The sequence below is a fragment of the Gemmiger sp. An194 genome (assembly GCF_002160145.1).
Lineage (GTDB): Bacteria > Bacillota > Clostridia > Oscillospirales > Ruminococcaceae > Allofournierella.
Genome location: NZ_NFKA01000007.1, coordinates 38,575 through 55,641, shown reverse-complemented (window position 1 = coordinate 55,641; position 17,067 = coordinate 38,575). Strand labels below are relative to the sequence as shown.

The 17,067-nt window shown below is 59.3% G+C and carries 16 protein-coding genes; 1 reads left to right on the top strand and 15 read right to left on the bottom strand.

Annotated elements, in window-relative coordinates; genetic code table 11:
• Positions 1 to 35: 35 nt before the first annotated feature.
• The 3 genes from rpoB to B5F28_RS06135 form a co-directional block, all read right to left on the bottom strand.
• A complete protein-coding gene (rpoB, locus tag B5F28_RS06145) occupies positions 36 to 3,851 on the bottom strand; it encodes a DNA-directed RNA polymerase subunit beta (protein ID WP_087294409.1) in 3,816 nt (1,271 codons plus the stop codon).
• A gap of 271 nt (positions 3,852 to 4,122) precedes the next feature.
• On the bottom strand, positions 4,123 to 4,539 hold the full coding sequence (locus B5F28_RS06140; RefSeq protein WP_087294407.1) for an RrF2 family transcriptional regulator: 417 nt from the start codon (positions 4,537 to 4,539) through the stop codon (positions 4,123 to 4,125).
• 173 nt (positions 4,540 to 4,712) lie between these two features.
• On the bottom strand, positions 4,713 to 5,195 hold the full coding sequence (locus B5F28_RS06135) for a DUF2798 domain-containing protein (RefSeq protein ID WP_087294405.1): 483 nt from the start codon (positions 5,193 to 5,195) through the stop codon (positions 4,713 to 4,715).
• A gap of 265 nt (positions 5,196 to 5,460) precedes the next feature.
• On the opposite strand from B5F28_RS06135, the gene B5F28_RS06130 reads away from it, so the two are divergent.
• On the top strand, positions 5,461 to 6,225 hold the full coding sequence (locus B5F28_RS06130; protein ID WP_087294403.1) for a nucleoside phosphorylase: 765 nt from the start codon (positions 5,461 to 5,463) through the stop codon (positions 6,223 to 6,225).
• Positions 6,226 to 6,275: 50 nt separating this feature from the next.
• Here the strand turns inward: B5F28_RS06130 and B5F28_RS06125 are convergent, their stop codons facing one another.
• The 12 genes from B5F28_RS06125 to B5F28_RS06070 all read right to left on the bottom strand — a co-directional run bounded on the left by B5F28_RS06125 (position 6,276) and on the right by B5F28_RS06070 (position 17,065).
• A complete protein-coding gene (locus tag B5F28_RS06125; protein ID WP_087294401.1) occupies positions 6,276 to 6,572 on the bottom strand; it encodes a hypothetical protein in 297 nt (98 codons plus the stop codon).
• Positions 6,573 to 6,621: 49 nt separating this feature from the next.
• Positions 6,622 to 7,869, bottom strand: a complete 1,248-nt coding sequence (gene rpoD / locus B5F28_RS06120; RefSeq protein ID WP_087294399.1) for an RNA polymerase sigma factor RpoD — start codon at positions 7,867 to 7,869, stop codon at positions 6,622 to 6,624.
• 69 nt (positions 7,870 to 7,938) lie between these two features.
• Entirely contained in the window at positions 7,939 to 9,696 is a 1,758-nt protein-coding gene (gene dnaG, locus B5F28_RS06115; protein ID WP_087294397.1) for a DNA primase, read from the bottom strand.
• Between the two features lie 49 nt (positions 9,697 to 9,745).
• Positions 9,746 to 10,750 carry a deoxyguanosinetriphosphate triphosphohydrolase gene (locus B5F28_RS06110; protein WP_087294395.1) on the bottom strand — a complete coding sequence of 335 codons (1,005 nt, stop codon included), beginning with the start codon at positions 10,748 to 10,750 and terminating at the stop codon, positions 9,746 to 9,748.
• A gap of 153 nt (positions 10,751 to 10,903) precedes the next feature.
• Complete coding sequence (locus tag B5F28_RS06105) at positions 10,904 to 11,524, bottom strand: IMPACT family protein (RefSeq protein ID WP_087294393.1); 621 nt, start codon at positions 11,522 to 11,524, stop codon at positions 10,904 to 10,906.
• 79 nt (positions 11,525 to 11,603) lie between these two features.
• Positions 11,604 to 11,807, bottom strand: a complete 204-nt coding sequence (gene rpmE, locus B5F28_RS06100; protein WP_058965787.1) for a 50S ribosomal protein L31 — start codon at positions 11,805 to 11,807, stop codon at positions 11,604 to 11,606.
• A 249-nt stretch (positions 11,808 to 12,056) separates the two neighbouring features.
• Positions 12,057 to 12,923, bottom strand: coding sequence for a M15 family metallopeptidase (locus B5F28_RS06095; RefSeq protein WP_158097537.1), 867 nt, complete (start codon positions 12,921 to 12,923; stop codon positions 12,057 to 12,059).
• A gap of 81 nt (positions 12,924 to 13,004) precedes the next feature.
• The gene (locus tag B5F28_RS06090; RefSeq protein WP_087294389.1) at positions 13,005 to 13,892 is read right to left on the bottom strand and encodes a hypothetical protein; all 888 of its coding nucleotides are present in this window, start codon (positions 13,890 to 13,892) and stop codon (positions 13,005 to 13,007) included.
• A gap of 17 nt (positions 13,893 to 13,909) precedes the next feature.
• Entirely contained in the window at positions 13,910 to 14,635 is a 726-nt protein-coding gene (locus tag B5F28_RS06085; RefSeq protein ID WP_087294387.1) for a class D sortase, read from the bottom strand.
• Between the two features lie 196 nt (positions 14,636 to 14,831).
• Positions 14,832 to 15,479 carry a hypothetical protein gene (locus B5F28_RS06080; RefSeq protein WP_087294385.1) on the bottom strand — a complete coding sequence of 216 codons (648 nt, stop codon included), beginning with the start codon at positions 15,477 to 15,479 and terminating at the stop codon, positions 14,832 to 14,834.
• A gap of 68 nt (positions 15,480 to 15,547) precedes the next feature.
• The gene (locus B5F28_RS06075) at positions 15,548 to 16,303 is read right to left on the bottom strand and encodes a tyrosine-protein phosphatase (protein ID WP_087294383.1); all 756 of its coding nucleotides are present in this window, start codon (positions 16,301 to 16,303) and stop codon (positions 15,548 to 15,550) included.
• Positions 16,304 to 16,321: 18 nt separating this feature from the next.
• Positions 16,322 to 17,065 carry a CpsD/CapB family tyrosine-protein kinase gene (locus B5F28_RS06070; RefSeq protein ID WP_087294381.1) on the bottom strand — a complete coding sequence of 248 codons (744 nt, stop codon included), beginning with the start codon at positions 17,063 to 17,065 and terminating at the stop codon, positions 16,322 to 16,324.
• Between the last annotated feature and the right edge of the window lie 2 nt (positions 17,066 to 17,067).

Genomic DNA, 17,067 nt, shown 5'->3' with positions numbered 1-17,067 from the left:
CATCTTACACGCGCCGCACTCCACTCTCGGCTTGATCAGAATTCGTCGTCCAGGCCCAGGCCGTCGTCGGCAAACAGGCTTTCGTCCGGCTCAAAAATATCCTCCGGCTCATCGAAACCGGCGTCTGCATCGGGATCAGCGTCCTCGATGCTGTAATCGTTGCTCAGTTCGTTCTCCACCAGAACGTCCTCGCCCATGGGCAGATCGCGGGTATCGAAGCCAGGCTCCTCGTCGTCGAAGTTCTGCTTCAGATCGATCTCGTCGCCATTGGAATCCTGCACACGCACATCCAGACCCAGGCTCTGCAGCTCCTTGATGAGCACGCGGAAGCTTTCGGGGATGCCGGGCTTGGGAACGGGCTGGCCCTTCACGATGGCCTCGTAGGTCTTCACACGGCCGACCACGTCGTCGGACTTGACGGTCAGGATCTCCTGCAGGGTGTAGGCTGCGCCGTACGCCTCCAGGGCCCAAACCTCCATTTCGCCAAAGCGCTGGCCGCCGAACTGGGCCTTACCACCCAGAGGCTGCTGGGTAACCAGGCTGTAGGGGCCGGTGGAACGGGCGTGGATCTTATCGTCTACCAGGTGATGCAGCTTCAGGTAGTACATGTAGCCAACGGTGACGCGGTTGTCGAACTTCTCACCGGTGCGGCCGTCGTAAACGGTGCTCTTGCCGTCCTCATCCAGCTCGATCTTGGAGAAGTCGATCACGTGGCCGATCTCCGGGCGCATGATCTTGTCCAGCTTGGTGGGATATTCGGGAGCATTCTCACCGTGGTTGGTCTCGTAGGCCAGGTGGTAGCATTCGCGGATGTCCTGCTCGTGGGCACCGTCGAATACGGGGGTCATGATCTTCCAGCCCAGCGCCTTGGCGGCGTAGCTCAGATGGATCTCCAGCACCTGACCGATGTTCATACGGGAGGGAACGCCCAGGGGGTTCAGCACGATATCCAGCGGGGTACCGTCGGCCAGGAAGGGCATATCCTCCTGAGGCAGGATGCGGGAAACAACACCCTTGTTACCGTGACGGCCGGCCATCTTGTCGCCCACGCTGATCTTGCGCTTCTGAGCGATGTAGCAGCGCACAACCTGGCGCACGCCGGGCTGCAGCTCGTCGCAGTTGTCGGGAGTGAAGACCTTCACGTCCACGATGATGCCGTACTGGCCATGGGGAACGCGCAGGGAGGTGTCGCGCACCTCGCGGGCCTTCTCGCCGAAGATGGCGCGCAGCAGGCGCTCCTCAGCGGTCAGCTCGGTCTCGCCCTTCGGGGTGACCTTACCGACCAGGATGTCGCCGGCCTTGACCTCGGCACCGATGCGGATGATGCCGCGCTCGTCCAGATCCTTCAGGGCATCCTCGCCCACGTTGGGGATATCGCGGGTGATCTCCTCGGGTCCCAGCTTGGTCTCGCGGGCCTCGGTCTCGTACTCCTCGATGTGGATGGAAGTGTAAACGTCCTCACGAACGATCTTCTCGTTGATCAGAACGGCGTCCTCGTAGTTGTAGCCCTCCCAGGTCATGAAGCCAATCAGGGCGTTCTTACCCAGGCTGATCTCACCGTTCTTGGTGGCGGGGCCGTCGGCGATGACCTGACCGGCCTTCACCTCTTCGCCCTTGTCCACGATGGGGCGCTGGTTCACGCAGGTGCCCTGGTTGGAGCGCATGAACTTGATCAGCTCGTACTCGTCGGTGGTGGTCTTGCTGGTGCGGATCACGATCTTGTCGGCATCCACATGTTCCACAACACCGTCGTTCTTTGCCAGAACGCAGACGCCGGAGTCACAGGCAGCCTTGTACTCCATGCCGGTGGCCACGATGGGCTGCTGGGTGACCAGCAGAGGCACAGCCTGACGCTGCATGTTCGCACCCATCAGAGCACGGTTGGCGTCGTCGTTTTCCAGGAAGGGGATCATGGCGGTAGCCACGGACACAACCATCTTGGGGCTTACGTCCATGTAGTCCACGCGCTCGCGCTCGATTTCCAGAATCTCGTCACGGCGGCGGGCATTGACGCGGGCCTTGGTGAAGTGGCCTTCCTCGTCCAGAGGCTCGTTGGCCTGGGCTACCACGTACTCGTCTTCCACGTCGGCGGTCATGTAGACCACCTCATCGGTGACCACACCGCGCTCCTTGTCCACCTTGCGGTAGGGAGCCTCGATGAAGCCGTACTCGTTGATGCGGGCGAAGCTGGCCAGGTAGGAGATCAGACCGATGTTGGGACCTTCGGGGGTCTCAATGGGGCACATGCGGCCGTAATGGCTGTAGTGTACGTCTCGAACCTCAAAACCGGCGCGGTCACGGCTCAGACCGCCGGGGCCCAGAGCGGACAGACGGCGCTTATGAGTCAGCTCAGCCAGGGGGTTGTTCTGGTCCATGAACTGGGACAGCGGGCTGGAACCGAAGAACTCCTTGATGGCGGCAACCACAGGACGGATGTTGATCAGGCTCTGGGGAGTGGCCTCGTTCATATCCTGAGCCTGCAGGGTCATGCGCTCGCGGATGACGCGCTCCATACGGGAGAAGCCGATGCGGAACTGGTTCTGCAGCAGCTCGCCCACGCTGCGGATACGGCGGTTGCCCAGGTGGTCGATGTCGTCGGTGACGCCGATGCCGTGGTCCAGGCCGTTCAGGTAGTTGATGGAGGAGAAGATGTCATCCAGGGTGACGGTCTTGCTGATGAGGCGGTCGTGGTTCTTGACCAGCAGCTCCTTCTGCTCGGCCTCGTCGCTGGTGGCATCCAGGATGGCCTTCACCTCGGCGAAGGTCACGCGCTCGTTGATGCCGCACTCCAGAACATCGAAGTTGAAGAAGTTCTGGGCATCCACGGTGCCGTTGGTGATAACCTTGCGCTCCCGGTCGTCAGCCATGATGAAGGCCACGGATACACCGGCGGCCTCGGCGGCCTCAGCGGCCTCACGGCTGATCTTCTCGCCGGCGGCGATCAGCAGCTCGCCGGTCAGGGGAGCGATGATGTCGCGGGCGGCCACAAAGCCGGTGATGCGGCGGGCCAGAGCCAGCTTCTTGTTCATCTTGTACCGGCCGAACCGGGACATGTCGTACCGGCGGGGGTCGAAGAACAGGTTGTTCAGATGGGTCTGGGCGCTCTCCACCGTCGGGGGCTCGCCGGGACGCAGCTTGCGGTAGGTCTCCAGCAGACCCTCTTCCTCGTTGTGTGTGGTATCCTTGTCCAGAGTGGCCAGGATGCGCTCATCCTCACCGAAGAACTCACGGATCTGAGCGTCGCTGCCCATGCCCAGAGCACGCAGCAGCACAGTGACGGGCAGCTTGCGGTTCTTATCGATGCGCACATAGAACACATCGTTGGAGTCGGTCTCGTACTCCAGCCAGGCACCGCGGTTGGGGTTCATGGTGGCGGTGTACAGCTTCTTACCGGTCTTGTCGTAGCTGGCGCCGAAGTAAACGCCGGGGCTACGAACCAGCTGGCTGACGATGACACGCTCCGCACCGTTGTTGATGAAGGTACCTGCGTCGGTCATGAGCGGGAAATCGCCCATGAAGATCTCCTGCTCCTTTACCTCGCCGGTCTCCTTGTTCAGCAGCCGGGCGGTAACGCGCAGGGGCGCCGCGTAGGTAGTGTCGCGTTCCTTGCACTCTTTGATGGTGTATTTGGGCTCTCCCAGATGGTAATCCACGAATTCCAGAGCCAGATTGCCGGTGAAGTCCTCAATGGTGGCAATGTCGCGGAAAACCTCTTTCAGACCCTCGTCCAAAAACCAGCGGTACGAGTTCTTCTGCACCTCGATGAGGTTGGGCATGGTGATAACCTCATCGATGCGGGAAAAGCTCATGCGTTCGGTTTTGCCAAGGGTTGTGGGCTTGACCTTCATCATAAAAAGCTTCCACTCCTATCCTGTTTCTACTTACATGATTGAGCACGCCCCGCCGGGGCAACCATGCGGCTCGCAGAATTTTGTGTAACTTTCACAAACTTTTGCAAGTTTTTTGTACATGCTGCCTTTTTTAGGGCGTGTTGATCCAATTATGGTATACCATAACAGTATAATGGCCAAAAAGCCCGGTGTCAAGCCATTTTTTCGCTTTTTTCAAAAACACCGGCCCAGGCATGATACGCCCGGGCCGGTGTTATCTTTTTGATGATTCTCAGCGGCACTGCTGCTCGCTGGCTACGATCTGGGCGAAGTCCACCGCCCCCAGCTCCCGGTTCACCTGCTCGCTGACGCGCCGGAAGACCTGCTGGAAGGCGCAGATACCGGAGGCGCCCCGGTTGCACTCGCCGCATTCCTCCAGGCAGCGGGAAAGCTGGTAGGGACCTTCCACCGCGCGGATCACATCCAGCATGGTGATCTCGGCCGCGGGCCGGGCCAGCTCGTAGCCGCCCCGGTTGCCCTTGAAGCTGGCCACCAGACCGCTGGCCACCAGCTTGCCCAGGATCTTCAGCGAAAAGCGCAGCGAAACGCTCATCTCCTGGCTGATGGAGCGTGCGTCCATCCGCTTTTGATTTTTTGCCAGACAGTAGATGATACGGATGGCGTAATCCGATTCCTGCGTGATGTGCATAACGCCGTCTCCTTTCCCGCGGACCGGGGCCCGCTGCGCGGGTGCGCCCCGCAATAACTATACTTTAATGATATAGTTAAATATATCAGATTTGGGTTGATTTGTCAAACTTCTCCCACACGCAAAAAGCCCGGGCGGCTTCTTTCAGGAAACCGCCCGGACTTTATTTTTGATTACGCGTTGGCCGCAGCCTTTTCGCCCCGGCGGAACAGCACCCGGAACACCAGGCGCACCAGCGGACCGGCGAAGAATACCTGCCAGCACAGGGCCATGGGGAAGTTCATCACCGCGGTCTGCAGCCATACGGCCACGATCTGGCTGCCGGGATTCTTAAACAGAATGGTGGCCACCAGGCTCATCATGGGGCACATCAGGCAGACGATCATGCAGGAGATGGCCAGGATCACGAAGACGGGCTTATCCACGCCGGGAGTGACCAGACGGAAGGCCAGCTTCTGGGACAGGCGCTCCACCACAAAGAACTCCAGAATAAAAGCCACCGGCCACATGATGACCATCTCGCCAAAGGCCATGACAAAGACCTGATTGCTCATACCGCCCACATTCAGAGAAATGTTGTAGCAGATCATGGCATAGACCATCACAAAGGCCATCAGCAGGGTGAAAATAACATTTTCCAGTTTGGTTTTCGGCATAACGAATACTCCTCCACATTGTTTTTTCGGATGTTTGTGTGTCCGCAACGCTGTGTTGTTCGTTAGCCGCGCAGCCTGCAAAGCATAGCTGCTCCGGTGTCGTTTCCAATAAAACCAAACGTTCTGCGCGCCGCCCGTTTTTGGGCAGCGTCGACTATGGTACCACATTTTTCGCGCCTTCGCAAGTGTTTTTTTCTGGACAGTACTTTCCCCGTCTTCTATAATAGAGGGATACTACAGTGAAAACGAAACGGAGGCTGCGCAAATGAACCATTCCCCTTTTCCCATTCTGGAATTCGACCCGGACCGCAGGGCCAAGCTGACTCCGGAACGTCCTGCTGCTCCCCTGCTGCCGCAGCGCTGTGTGATCACCTTCTTCCGGGAGGCCCTGGAGGAACTGGTCCGGGAGCAGCAGCTGGAACCCATCGCGCATCTCCATTCCGAAATCGTGGATCTGCCCATCTACCGGCTGGAACGGGGCGGCGAGCCGGTGTGTGTCGCCCTCCCCTTTGCCACCTCGCCGGGCGCGGTCTGCACGCTGGAGGAGCTGAATGCTCTGGGTGCGGAGAAATTCCTGGTCTGCGGCGGTGCAGGCTGTCTGACTCCCGGGCTGGAGCTGGGACGGATCATCCTGCCGGTGAGTGCTGTGCGGGATGAGGGGGCATCCTACCATTATCTGGAGCCCAGTCGGGAAGTCGCCTGCCCGGCCGAGGGCCTTGCTGCTGCCCGCCGTGGCCTTGCCGCGCTGGGTGTCCCGGTGCTGGAGGGCAAGACCTGGACCACCGATGCCCTGTACCGGGAGACGGAAGCGAAAATCGCCCGCCGGGCCGCCGAGGGCTGTCTGACGGTGGAGATGGAATGCGCGGGCTTTTTCGCGGCGGCGCAGTTTCACGGCCTGCCGCTGGCTCAGCTGCTCTACGCGGGCGACGATCTGAGCGCCGCCACCTGGGACAGCCGGGGCTGGGACCGGCAGCACACCGTGCGCCGCAACCTGCTGGAAACCGCGCTGGAGCTGGTCACTTATTTCTAATTACGCAAAAATGCCGTCTGGAGATTCCAGACGGCATTTTCTATGTTCGTTTATTTGCGCTGACCCTTGAAGATCTCGATCTCGGTGGCGGGCAGCTCATGGCGGAATTCCCGCTCGGTGCGTCTCAGGTTACCGCAGATGCAGGTCTCCTCGCCCCTGGCGTCCAGCGGCATGTAGTAGCCGCAGCCGGTGCAGCGGGCATACAGGCCGGGCTTGCGCTTGAATTCCTTCGCCAAGAAGCCGGTGGCCTTGGGGCCGTGGCCCACATAGGTAAAATTCATCTTCGCCTTCAGCTCTTCCTGCTGTTTGCGGATTTGCTCCTCGTTCACATTCCAGTTCGCCAGCATATACGGTTCTCCTTTTCTTTTTACTGCCTTTTTTCTGCCTTTCCGGTGATCAATCCAGGAAATCCCGCAGCTTCTTGGAGCGGCTGGGATGGCGCAGCTTGCGCAGGGCCTTGGCCTCGATCTGACGGATACGCTCACGGGTAACCTCGAACTCGTGACCAACCTCCTCCAGGGTACGGGGACGGCCGTCCTCCAGGCCGAAGCGCAGGCGCAGCACCTTCTCCTCACGGGGGGTCAGGCTGCCCAGCACGGTGGACAGCTGCTCCTTCAGCAGAGTGTGGCTGGCAGCCTCGGCGGGCACGGGGGCATCCTCATCGGGGATGAAGTCGCCCAGATGGCTGTCTTCCTCCTCACCGATGGGGGTCTCCAGGCTTACCGGCTCCTGCGCCACACGCATGATCTCGCGCACCTTCTCCACCGGCATGTCCAGCGCCTCGCTGATCTCGTCGGCGGTGGGCTCGTGGCCGTTCTGGTGCAGCAGCTGGCTGGACACCTTCTTCACCTTGTTGATGGTTTCCACCATGTGCACCGGGATACGGATGGTACGGGCCTGGTCCGCAATGGCGCGGGTGATGGCCTGACGAATCCACCATGTGGCGTAGGTGGAGAACTTGAAGCCCTTGGTGTGGTCGAACTTCTCCACCGCCTTGATCAGGCCCAGGTTACCTTCCTGGATCAGGTCCAGGAACTGCATGCCGCGGCCCACATACCGCTTGGCAATGGATACAACCAGACGCAGGTTGGCCTCGCTCAGGCGCTGCTTGGCCCGCTCGCCCTTGCGGATAGCAGTCTCCAGGTTGCGCAGCTCGATGCGCTCCTCGGTGGGCAGCGCGTCCTTGGTCTGGGTCAGCCAGATGCGCTTTTCGTCGTTGGAGAGCTCCTTGTCCTCCTCGATCTCACAGATCTTGGCAAACTTTTCCTTCTTTTCCTCAATGGCCTTGTTGCCGTCCAGAATGTCCAGCGCCAGGCGGATCTCCTCGTCGCCGCTGAGCAGGGGCACCCGGCCGATCTCCTTCAGGTAGACCTTTACCGGGTCGTCGATGGCAACGCCCTCGGCGGACAGGGCGGTCTCGAACATATCCACACTGTCTTCGGTGAGGGTGAAGTTCTCGGAATCGGCATCCGGCTCATCCACGATCTCCACATTGTGGCCTTCCAGCGTCTCATACAGCTTGTCGATCTGCTCCACGTCGAAGCCGGTTTCCTCAATGGCGTCGTTAATCTCCTTGGTGGTCAGCTTGCCGTTGCGCTTGCCGGTCTCGATCAGTTCGCGGATGGTGATTTTCTTTTCTGCCATACTTTTACTTCCTCCTGGTTTGGATACATTTGGACTTTTGACCTGTGTAATATGTAATGCTGCCGGGGTTCACGCCTTCTGACGGCGCAGCCCGGCAAGGTAATCTTCCAGTTCCTGGCCGCTCATGCGGGCGGCCTCGGTGCTTTTGGGGGCACTTTGCTCGATGCGGTTCAGATACATCTCCACATCCCGGGGGCCGATGCCCACATCGTAGTTGCGGGCCAGCAGGTGGGAAATGCGGTTCACGGTATCCTCCGGCAGCTGGGTGGTCAGGGCGGTCAGGTCCGGCCGGATGTCCTGGGCCTTGCAGCGCAGGATGGCCCGGTAGGCCTCGCCCATGTCCTCCATCAGGAACTGTTCGGGGGCAAGGCGCTTTTCCACCGTGGCGATGAAATCCGGGTTCTTGACCATGGCCGCCACCAGCTGCTGCTCCGCACTGGCCACGCCCAGCGCCTTTTCGCTGTTCATGGTGTTGTAGGGCAGCTTGATGTCTGACCCCAGGCCCTGATTCAGCAGATCCCGCTCGAACTGGCGCTGCTTGCGGCGTCGGCCAGCCTTCACCGCGGCATCCAGCTGGTTCAGGATCGCGGCCTTGGCCACATCGGTCTCCTCCGCCAGACGCCCGGCATAGATGTCCCGCTCGGTGGGCGAGACGCCGTCTGCCAGAATGCGGATGACCTCCTTGATGTATTCCACCCGATCCGCCGCCCGGGTGATATCGTATTTGCTCTTCACCTTCTGGATCTTATACTCAATGGCATTGCTTGTGCCGTTGAGCAGACGGTCGAAGGCGTCGCGCCCGAACTTTTTGATAAACTCGTCCGGGTCCTTGGCGTTGGGGATGTTCAGCACCGACACCTTCACCGGGCTTTCGCTGAACAGACTCAGGCTTCGGGCGGTGGCCTTCTGGCCCGCCTCGTCCGAGTCGTAGCAGAGCACCACCTCATCGGCGTACTCGGCCAGCAGCCGCACCTGCTCGGCGGTGAGGGCGGTGCCGCAGGCGGCCACCGCGGTGTCGAATCCGGCCTGGTGCAGGCTGATCACATCCATATAGCCCTCGCACAGAATGTAGCGGCGGCTGGTGCTTTTCTTGGCAATGCTCAGTGCGAACATGGCCTTGCTCTTTTTGTAGACCAGCGTTTCCGGGCTGTTGATATACTTTGGCTTCTCATTGCCCAGCACACGCCCGCCGAAGGCGATCACGTTGCCCCGCAGATCGAAGATGGGTGTCATCACCCGGCCGCGGAAGGCATCGTACACGTTGCCCTTTTCGCTGCGTTTCTCCACACCGGCGGCCAGCATCTCCTCCTCGGAAAAGCCCTTGGCCCGCAGATGCATGCGCAGCGCCCGGAAGTCGTTGGGCGCATAGCCCAGACCAAACCGCCGGATGGTGGAATCGGACAGGCCGCGCCCTCGCCAGTAGGCCCGGGCAGCAGCAGCCTCCTCGGTGGGGGCATTGAGCTGCTCGTAGAAAAAGCGGGCGGTCTCCTTGTTCACCGAAAGCACTCGGCTGCGCAGGCGGCCCACCTTGTCGTCCTCCTCGGGCATGGGCATTCCCGCCCGGCCTGCCAGATACTTGACCGCCTCCACATAGTCCAGATTGTTGATCTTCTTGATGAAGGTAATCACATCGCCGCCCGCTCCGCAGCCGAAGCAGTAAAAGCTCTGGGTCTCCGGATAGACCACGAAGGAGGGGGTCTTTTCGCTGTGGAAGGGACACAGCCCGGTGTGGGTGCGGCCCCGGTGGCGCAGCTGCACATAGCTGGCCACCACGTCGGTGATGTCGTTGCGGCGCACCACTTCCTCCACATATTCATGTGGGATCACAGGCAGCCCCTCCTTTCCGGGTCAAAACAATCGGGCATCAAAACTGCCCTTACAGAACGTGCCACTTGCGGGGCACGAAGAATTCTTCAAAGGTGCGGATGGCGAACTCGTCGCTCATGCCGCTGATATAATCGGTCACCGCCCGGTCCACGCCTTCCTGATAGGCAATCTGCAGAAAGCCCTCGGGCAGAAGGTCGATGTGGGTGCTCAGCCGCTCATACAGCGCGCCGATCACCCGCTCCACCTTCTCTTCCTCCCGTTTTGCGACCTTATCCACATAAACGGTGGAGTACATGAAGGCGTGCAGCGCCTCGTAGGCCTCGTCCACCTCCGGGCTGAAGGCCAGCTGGGTCCGGCTGCTGTGAGCCACCAGATCGGCGATCAGGGTGGAAATGCGGCTGCTCTTGGTGTCGCCCAGCACCTCCACCACATCCCGGGGCAGCTGCTCCGGGCGCAGCACACCGGCGGTGATGGCGTCCTCAATGTCGTGGTTCATATAGGCGATGCGGTCCGCATAACGCACCGCGCAGCCCTCCAGGGTGGCAGGCCAGGTGCCCTTGGTGTGGCACACCAGGCCGTTGCGCACCTCCCAGGTCAGATTCAGCCCCACAAAGCGGCGCTCCAGCCGGTCCACCACCCGCAGGCTCTGCTGGTAATGGCGGAAGCCGTGAGGGCTCAGCTGGTTCAGCGCCCGTTCCCCCGCGTGACCAAAGGGGGTGTGCCCCAGGTCATGGCCCAGGGCCACAGCCTCGGTCAGGTCCTCGTTGAGCCGCAGCGCCCGGGCAATGGTGCGGGCGATCTGGCTCACCTCCAGGGTATGGGTGAGGCGGGTGCGGTAGTGGTCCCCCTCCGGGGAGAGAAACACCTGAGTCTTCTGCTTGAGCCGCCGGAAGGATTTGCAATGGATCACCCGATCCCGGTCCTGCTGGTAGCAGGTGCGCATGGGGCAGGGTTCCTCCGGCCGCATGCGGCCCCGGCTTTCCTCGCTCAGCGCCGCGCCCGGCGCCAGGATCTGCCGTTCAATCTGTTCTGTGTGCCTGCGGATCTCGTCCATGCCGTATCCCTCCCCTGTGCGCGTTCCGACTTTTTGAGCGGATACACTCTGTAATAATATATACGACACAAACGCCCAAAACCCTCTTTGGATTTTGTGAATTTTTTGCAAAAGCCCCAATTTTACGGCAGGAGCCGTTTGGGAAAAGCAAACTCAAAAAGGAGTGTAGAAGGGCTGGGAGATGGTGGGGGTCACCGCGCCCCGGCTCAGCTCCTGGAAGGCGGTGGGCAGCCCCACCTCCTGCCCGGCGGGCAGCGTGGCGGTAAGAGTGACCTTATCCGCAAAGACCGGCTCGTCCACCTGGGCTCCTGCGCCCTGAAGCAGCAGCAGCGCCCGCTCATAGAGGGCGTAGTCCACCTCCACGGTGAGCTTCACGCAGGAGCGCACCGTGACGATCTTCGCCGCCCGCAGTCCGCTGGCCGCACTTTCGGTGTAGGCCCGGACCAGACCGCCGGTGCCCAGCAGAATGCCGCCGAAGTACCGGGTCACTACCACGATGCAGTCGGTGAGGCCGGCATGCTGGATGCTCTCCAGTACCGGCAGGCCCGCGGTCTTGGCGGGCTCTCCGTCATCGGAATAGCGCATCCGGCCGCCCTCCCGCAGGATATAGGCATATACGTTATGACGTGCAGTGCGATGCTGGGCGCGGATGCTGTTCAAAAATTCCACCGCTTTTTCCTCGGTGTCGGCAAAGGACACGTTGGCAATGAACCGGCTGCGTTTTTCCTCGATCTCGGCCGTGGCGGTGCCCTGAATGGTGCGGTAATCCTGCATGGGCGGCGCTCCTTCTTTTATGATTTACAGACAACAAAAAAGGCGGTTTGAAACAAACCGCCTTTTTGGCTTTTGGATCTTACTTCTTGAGACCGAAACGACGGTTGAAGCGATCAACACGTCCGCCGGTGTCAACCAGTTTCTGCTTGCCAGTGTAGAAAGGATGGCACTTGGAGCAAACTTCAACGTGGATCTCAGGCTTAGTGGAACGGGTGTGGATGACCTCGCCGCAAGCGCAGGTGATGGTGCAGTCCACATAATTGGGATGGATGCCCTGTTTCATTCTTTTCACCTCTTTCTGGTTAATGACTAAAGGGGCCATGCTTGATACATGCGCCCATCACAACCTTCAATAGGAGGCCACCAGCATACACCATCCTGTGCGTATGGAGCGGCCATCGGAACGATTGCCAAAATATTATAGCACGCCAGATTCCAAAATGCAAGCTTTTTTGTCTGCCGCCTTCAAAAAAACAGGAAGAGCGCAGTTTCGGCGTTCTTCCTGTTGAATCCGTTTTACAATTCGTATTTGTCAGCTCAGATATTGCTGCCAGTACTCTTCCAGAGTAAGATTCTGCTCCTTCAGGAAAGCTGCCAGCTCCTTGCCCACATAGCGCCAGTGCCAGGGCTTGAACTCCACGCCGGTGATCTCCTGCTTGTCCTCCGGATAACGAAGCACAAAGCCGTACTCCGCCGCGTGCTCGCTGAGCCACTGGTACTCGGGAGTCTGCACGATGGTCTCGGCATTCTTGGTCTGGCTGTACCGGGGCACCAGGTCCACCGCGAGGCCGGTGTTGTGGTCCGACTCGTAGGCCTTCTGCTCCACGCGCTGGGCCTGCTGCTCTGCGGCTGCCTGGTCCAATCCCTGACCGAGCAGCACCTGAACCTCCTGCTCATACAGCTGCTGCTGACGCTGTGCACTGCGGAAGCCGGAGATGATCTTCAGCTGTAGCCCCGCGTCCTGCGCGGCCTGATGCATGGCGAAGGACTCCTCCACAGCCCGGCTGTCCAGGTAATATCCCGCACTGTCAATGGCATCCGTCTGGGGGTCAAAGCCCTCCGGCAGCGGATTGCCCGGGCCGTTCAGCACCGCGAACCAGTCCTCCGCCGTCACGGCAGGTCCCGGCAGCGGTGTGGGCGAGGGCTCGGCGGTAGGCTCGGCCGAAACACTTTGTGCCTGCGAAGGCGCGGGAAGATCTTCCGATGCGCTCTTCTGCTCCGCTTCGCTGCCAAACATCAAAAACGCGATCAGGACTGCCGCTGCCAGCACGATCACCCCAAGGGCGATGACCCAGCCTTTTCCTCCGCCTGAGCCGCCTTTTCCCGGCGCAGAACCTTCTTCGGCGGACCAGCGGACCTTTTGCGCCGGATCCGAAGGCTGCACAGAGCCCTGCTCCATTCTTTTCTCCTCTTCCGGAGTGAAATATTTCATCTCGTGCGGCATGTTTTACCCCCTTCGTACCGTATTCCGGCCGTTTGCTTATGCTTCCTCCCGCTCTTCTTTCGCGCGGCGATAGACCATGCGGTAGTTTTTAAGGCCTGCACGCCAGGCAATGGCCAGCGCAGCAACAACCACCGCATAGATCAGTGCAAAATAGAAGAATACCTCCACTGCACCGTGCGTATAGGAAGCCACCAGCATCTTCAGGGTCTCCGGGCTCAGGTTCAGCCGGTCCATCTGAATCGATGCGTTAAACAGCAGCGGAACCACCACACTGAACAAAGCTGCCGCGGAAAAGGCATTGATGCACCAGCGCAGCCGGGCCGCGCCGGAAGGCTGCAGCTTCATCAGCAGCACCAGTGTGATCACACATACCACAGCCAGCACCGCAAAGCCGATCCATACCATCTGGGTAACACGTGCAATATAAGGCGCAATGTAGGGTGTCACGATCAGCTGAACATAGTTGTCGTAGTCCACCTGACAGCCGTTGGCCATCTCCTGCACCGCCTGACTGATCTCGTCGGTGATCTGGATGCCACGCTCTTCCAGATTGGCCTCGATGGCGTTCACGGCCGCCTGAGCCACCTCCGGATGGGCAATCAGCCGTCGGTCACCTTCGTACAAGCTCTCCACCGCCCGGAACATATCCTGCTGGATCTGGTCCTCGGTCACGATGCTGGTCATCACCTCTTCCGGGATGCCGCCCGCATTGCCATAGCTGGTGTAGTTTTCGTTCAGCTGCTCCAGCGTGGTTGCACAAAAACCGCTCTCCAGCACCTGGCTGCGCAGATAGCGCGAATTGCACACGGTGCAGGCCACAACGCCCAGCACCGCCAGCAGCGCCAGCAAAAAGCTGAGCACCCAGGCCACCGCACCGGTGATCACCGGGCCGGCAGCGTTTCTTCGGATCTTTTTCTGTTTCATCCTTTGCCGCCTCCCTGTTATTTGCTCTTATCGATCATCGGACCGGACACATACTCCGCATACACAAAGTAACGCTGCGGCGTAAAACCAAGCGCATCAAAGGGGTAGCAGGTATAGAGGATCAGATTTTCGTCTGTGCGGGTAAAATCGTAGGTGGTGGCATCCTGATAATCCGCCACCTTCATCTCGGTCACACGGTATACATAGCTGCCGTAATGAGTGTCGATGTGGATGAGGCTGCCCTCCTGTACATCCTGCAGGCCGTTGAAAAAGGTGTTATTATGGCCAGCCAACAGAACCGTCTCGCTCTCGCCGGGGATGCCTGCACCCACCGAATCCGCGTAGGTCGCCACGCCCCGATTCAGCTCCCGGGTGGAGTCGCCGTAATACAGCGGTGCGTCCACACTGGTGCCCTCGATGGTGATCTGACCATACTGGTCGCCCTTGGAGGGATACACCAGCTGACTGAACGGAACCGAGGTGGAATTTTCGATGCTCTGCGCCAGATTCTCGTACAGGTTGGTGGGCTGGCTCGTCTCGCCTTTGCTGAACAGATATTTGGCAAGCCCCACATAAGGCCCTACCGTGGGCATAGCAGCCAGATAAATCACACCGGCAGTGAGTGCAAAAAACAATACCGGCACGCCCACAAAGCTGAGCAGCTTACGCCAGAGCGGCGCTTTGGGGCGGGAAGGAGCGGATTGAGTTGGCCGGTAATCGTCCGGCCGATGATATACGGGCATGGGATAGCCCCCTTTCAACAGATGCCTGCACCGACTCCGGCTTCAGAGCGGAAGACGGTTAACAGTGAACAATTATATATCATAGGCCAAAAGGCCTTTATAAACAGAAAAAACAAGGAAAGTTAGCACAACGGGTTCCTTTCCTTGTTCATGGGCAAATTATGTGGCAAACACATCATTTGCCTTGTTCGAGTGATTACTCACCCAGCTTGCGAGCCTTCACGGCAGCAGCGCCCAGCACGGAAGCCACAGCCAGAGCCACAACAGCAGCGCCGGTGGTGTTCAGGCCGGTAGCCTTGATCACGCCAGCGGTAGAAGCAGCAGCGCCACTGGTAGCAGTGGTGGTAGTGGAACCATTATTGGCAGCAGAAGCCTTAACTTCGCCTCTGACCTCAGGTACGCTAATCTTCTGACCATTGACCACCAAATTGCTGGTGGGCTTCAGAGCGAACTCATTCAGGTACACCTCGACAGCCCAGGTCGGCATCTCAACGGTAGCACCCAAAGCTTCCAGACGCTTCTCAACCATAGCATTCAGATCGCTTGCCACAGTGACCAAGGCCGCCTTATCATTCCCGGCTTTTTCTACTTTTTCAGTAGCAACCGCGAAATCGCTCTGCAGGCTCTCTTTGCTCAGGTTTGCTACCTGCTCATCAGTCAGAGCATCAATAACCTGATTCGCAACAGATTTAACGCTAGACGCGTCAACAACACTGCTAGGAACAGAAGCTTTGCTTACCCAGTTCTTGAGATCTTCCTTAGTAACAGTAGTAGCAGCAAAAGCAGAGGTAGCCATAACGGCAGCCAGAGCCAGAGCAGCAACGGTAGAAATAACCTTCTTCATTGGTATCGTCCTCCTTTCCCAAAGATTTATATATAACGCGGGTTTCCCCGCGCTATACCAGATAAAATTCAGAACCACCGGCCAAAGAATTTCTTCGGCTTGGCGGCATCCCGCAGCTGAGGCTCCAGCCCGGCAAACACATCCGCGGCGTTCTGGGTAAGATAGCGGACCGTATCGGCGCCCTGCCACCCCTCGACCTTCTGCATGGCCGGACCGATGAGAGGCGGGCGCTTGTCCACGGAATGAGTATCGGTGGAGAGCACGTGAACGAGCTGCCACCGCAAAAACTTTTGAATCATGGCCTGGCGGCTGCCGGCGCGCATGATGCTGCTGGCATTCACCTGGGTCACGGCACCCGCACTGACCAGATCGAACAGGCGGGTGGGATCGCTGAGCATGTAGGGATATCGCTCCACATGGGCCAGCAGCGGTGTAATGCCCTGCAGCCCCAGGTTATAAAAGATATCCTTCGCCCAGCTGGGATAAAACATGGGGGAAAATTCCACTAGAAGATAAGGCGTGTCCTGCAAAAGCAGCGGCTCCAGATCCAGCTCCAGCAGATTGGAGCTGAAGAACACCTCCGCTCCCAGCTTCAGCTTGACCTCAAGCCCTTCCCGCTGCACCGCGTCCTGCAAAAGTGCAAACGATTCGGCACGGCGCCGGGCAAATTCCTCCACACTGGTGCGCTCGGCGTTGAAGTGCGGCGTGAGTGCAATTTCATCCACTCCCTGCTCCAGCTGGCGCTGGATCAGAGCCAGAGAATCTTCCACAGTCTGTGCGCCGTCGTCAATCCCCGGCAGGATATGGCTGTGAAGGTCCGTCATGGGCCGCTCTTCCTTTCCTTATTTGTAATATCCGTACTCGTAGGAGTAGTAGTAACCGGTATCGCGGGTGGTGCTCTTCAGATCAAAGCCGTTCAGCACCGCACCGATGATGTTGGCATTGGCCGCCTCCAGGTTCTTCTTGGCCAGCTGTGCCGACTCAATGGTGGCATTCGCATGGCTTACCACGAAGATCACGCCGTCAGCCAGTGCGCTCAGCACCGCCGCATCGGTAACCACCGAGGCCGGAGGGGTATCCATAATAATGTAGTCATACTGCTCGGAAAGGCTGTCCAGCATTTTGGCCATACGGGCGCTGCCCAACAGCTCCGCAGGATTGGGCGGGATCACACCGGCAGTGATCACGTCGATGTTCAGATCGCTGAAATGCACGATCACATCGGCGGGCGTTGCCTCACCGCTGAGCACGTTGGTCAGGCCGCTGGCACGGCGGGTGATGCGCAGGTACTTATGCATCACCGGCTTGCGCAGGTCGCAGTCAATAACCAGAACCTTTTTGCCGTTCTCCGCCAGCGAGATGGACAGGTTGATCGCCACGTTGCTCTTACCCTCGCCCGGGATGGAGCTGGTAATCACCAGACGGCGATAATTGTTGCTGGCCGCCATGAAATTGATGTTGGTGCGCAGGGTCTTGTAAGCCTCCACATACTGGAAGGGAGCGCTTTTGGAAATGATCTGCAGCTTACGATTGAGGGGCTGATCTTTTCTCTTTTTCTTCCCGAGCGCGGGCAATTTAAAAGCCATTG